The 3,157-nt window shown below is 45.4% G+C and carries 1 protein-coding gene and 5 tRNA genes; all 6 read right to left on the bottom strand.

Going from position 1 to position 3,157, the window contains the following annotated elements; all coding sequences use genetic code 11:
• Positions 1-117 precede the first annotated feature (117 nt).
• A tRNA-Asn gene (locus VFDL14_RS11625) sits at positions 118-193 on the bottom strand.
• 23 nt (positions 194-216) lie between these two features.
• Positions 217-289, bottom strand: a tRNA-Asn gene (locus VFDL14_RS11630).
• 36 nt (positions 290-325) lie between these two features.
• Positions 326-401 (bottom strand) — tRNA-Thr (locus tag VFDL14_RS11635).
• A 58-nt stretch (positions 402-459) separates the two neighbouring features.
• Positions 460-535: transfer RNA gene (locus VFDL14_RS11640), tRNA-Phe, on the bottom strand.
• A gap of 236 nt (positions 536-771) precedes the next feature.
• The gene (locus VFDL14_RS11645; protein ID WP_032551261.1) at positions 772-2,397 is read right to left on the bottom strand and encodes a methyl-accepting chemotaxis protein; all 1,626 of its coding nucleotides are present in this window, start codon (positions 2,395-2,397) and stop codon (positions 772-774) included.
• Between the two features lie 680 nt (positions 2,398-3,077).
• Positions 3,078-3,153: transfer RNA gene (locus tag VFDL14_RS11650), tRNA-Asn, on the bottom strand.
• Positions 3,154-3,157 lie beyond the last annotated feature (4 nt).

The following is a 3,157-nucleotide window of genomic DNA, read 5'->3' as shown; positions in this document are numbered from 1 at the left end:
ATACGAAAAAGCCTCATCGTGTCAAGTTGGTTTCTTGAAAGTGGCTCCCCCTGCGGGACTCGAACCTGCGACATACATACGAAAAAGCCTCATCGTGTCAAGTTGGTTTCTTGAAAGTGGCTCCCCCTGCGGGACTCGAACCTGCGACATACGGATTAACAGTCCGCCGTTCTACCAACTGAACTAAGGGGGAATTATTCTTAAAGCTTTAAAGGGCTCCCCCTGCGGGACTCGAACCTGCGACATACGGATTAACAGTCCGCCGTTCTACCAACTGAACTAAGGGGGAATTTGTTATGCAGATATACCTATCGATTTAAAAAAATGGTGCCGACTACCGGAATCGAACTGGTGACCTACTGATTACAAGTCAGTTGCTCTACCTACTGAGCTAAGTCGGCACTGATAATTTCTTTGTGCTTTACTGCTGTTGTCTTCTAGACACCAACAAATAAATTGTGGTGCCCGGAGGCGGAATCGAACCACCGACACGAGGATTTTCAATCCTCTGCTCTACCGACTGAGCTATCCGGGCGACGAGGTGTATTAAACGTGTTTTCCGGTTCTGGGTCAACACTAAATTGCAAAAAAAGTATTGTTTGATGTTTTTCTATACTTAGTGGGGTGTTTTTATCCATTTTGTGCGAAAAACCTAGGCCTAGCATGCGCTAAACCAGATGCAGTATGAGTCTAAACTCTCGCAAAAAGTGGTTAAATAAAAAAAAGCACGTATGAAAACGTGCTTTTTTAGTCAGTCAAATGAATGGTGAGTTAGTGTTTTACTTCAAAACGGTTAACCCAGGCTTCAAGTTCATTAGAAAGTGAGGCTAGAGTTTGAGTGCTGTTATGACTTTCAGTCACCACGCCACTTAATTGATTGCCACTCTCTTCGATCATATTGATGCGTTTAGATATGTCGTCGCTCACTTGAGTCTGCTCGGCTGCAGCTGTCGCAATTTGATGACTCATTGAAGAGATAGACTCAAGTGCAATCACAATCTGTTGTAAGGCTTCTGATGCGTTCTGAGACTCTGTGACTGTGCTTTGACTTGTTTCAGCACAGACTTCCATTGTCTGGATAGCATTGCGAGAGCCTTCTTGAAGGTTGTTAATCATCAACTGGATCTCTTTGGTGCTGTCTTGCGTTCGGCCTGCTAGGTTACGAACTTCGTCAGCGACCACTGCAAACCCTCGGCCTTGTTCACCAGCACGTGCGGCTTCTATCGCGGCATTGAGGGCGAGTAGATTAGTTTGCTCTGCGATGTCACCGATTACGTCTAGTACTTTAACAATGTTATTCACATCGTTATCTAGATTAGCGACCGCTTCACTCGCCGTGTTCAGCTGTCCAGCTAAACCTTGGATGTTGTCTACCGTGTTGTGGATCAAGCGTTGAGTGTGTTGGCTCTGTTTATCTGCTTCATCTGTGTTACGCGCGGTATCACCTGCTGAGTCAGCAACATTGTTTGCGGACGACGCCATCTCAGTCATTGCTGTCGCAATCATCTCAGTTGATTGTTGTTGAGTCTCTGTGAGCTGAGCTATCGAGCCTGCACGGTCTTCTACGCGCTGTAGCTCGCCTCGTAGTGCAAGCATGGATGCGTTTAGGTTAGAGACCAGTTCAGCTAGTGATTTACTCATCTGTTGCACCGCGTGGTAAATACTGCCGTTTTCTGGCTTAGTCTCAAACGATGTTTGAATTTTGCCTTGAGCTACAGCTTGAACCGCTTCTCTTACGTCCTTAGGCTCTCCACCAAGGAGTGCAAGCATACGTTTGATCGAGAAGATTAGGCTTGAAAGGATAACACCAGCGATCACTAGACAAAGGAACAGTTGCCATTGAGCGGTCGACCAAAAACGTGCGTTCACTTCGTTGAAGCCAATCCCTGTACCAACAACCCAACCCCAGTGCGGTGTTTTCTCCGCGATAGACAGTTTCTCTTCGATAGTTCCATCTGGCAGTTTTTGAGTCCAAGTGTATTCAACGATCTGCCCGGTACGATTACCAAGAACTCTTTGAATAAGTTGACCAACGCTATTGCCATCACCATCTTTAAAGTCATTAAAGCTGGTTCCATGCAATTGAGGATCAAGTGGGGTCGCCACAAAGGTCATATTCTCATCGGCAACGTACACATACTCGTTATCTTTATATATGTTGTTACGCAGTAGGCGTGTTGCAAGTTGTTTCGCTTGCTCTTCTTCTAGGGTGCCATCAATCGCCATTTTCTCTACTTCTGTGAGAATGCTGTAGGCGCTCTTGAATAGCTCAGTAACACGAGCCTTGTTGTCGATGTTACTGGCGACTCTCAATGTCCAAAGGCCGGTGGCTGTTAGTGCTAACAGGGCAACCAGAATAATTGCAGATAAGATGTAAGCTTGCGTTTTTAATTTCATGTTTCCTCACACAGCGTAAAAATAATCGAGCTGTTTAATCGGATAGTAATCTAAGTGGTGTAGGGCAGATATCGGAAAAATACGAAAGTATGATAGAGATTAAATTTACGACGCAAAAAAAGTAACAGTGTGTCGTTTTGTGTGGTAAATGTAAGTGATTGCTTGTTTTGTGAGCAGAAATAAAACTTGTCAGTATTGTGAAAGAGCAGTTGTATTGATGTGTCGTATAGGTTTCTGTTTGAAAGGAGGAATCTTTACGTGGAATCTAAGATATGACTTGGCTGATAGCTCGTATCAAAAAGGAATATTTTAAAAAGCTCAGACTAGGATGATTCGGTGCTTCGACTGGGGTGTACATTTGATACAAATAAGTCGGATCTTAAAACGAAACAGCCAAGTCTTTCTGCGGGGACGCCTAGTTTTGGCTTCTTGAATGTGGCTCCCCCTGCGGGATTCGACGCGGCCGGCTAGGACGGTCCGACGATTCGGCTGAGACATTGCTTTGGCACAAAGCAGGAGCGTTAGATACGAAAAAGCCTCATCATGTGATGAGGCTTTTTCTAAAATGGCTCCCCCAGCGGAACTCAACGCGGGCGGCTAGCTCTGAGACATTACTTGGAACAAGCAAGTCGCATTTTAAAACGAAAAAAGCCAAGTCTTTCGACTTGGCTTCTTGAATATGGCTCCCCCTGCGGGACTCGAACCTGCGACATACGGATTAACAGTCCGCCGTTCTACCAACTGAACTAAGGGGGAATTA

This window comes from Vibrio fortis (genome assembly GCF_000695685.1).
In the GTDB taxonomy this organism is placed as follows: domain Bacteria; phylum Pseudomonadota; class Gammaproteobacteria; order Enterobacterales; family Vibrionaceae; genus Vibrio; species Vibrio fortis_A.
This window is presented reverse-complemented; position numbering and strand designations above follow the sequence as displayed.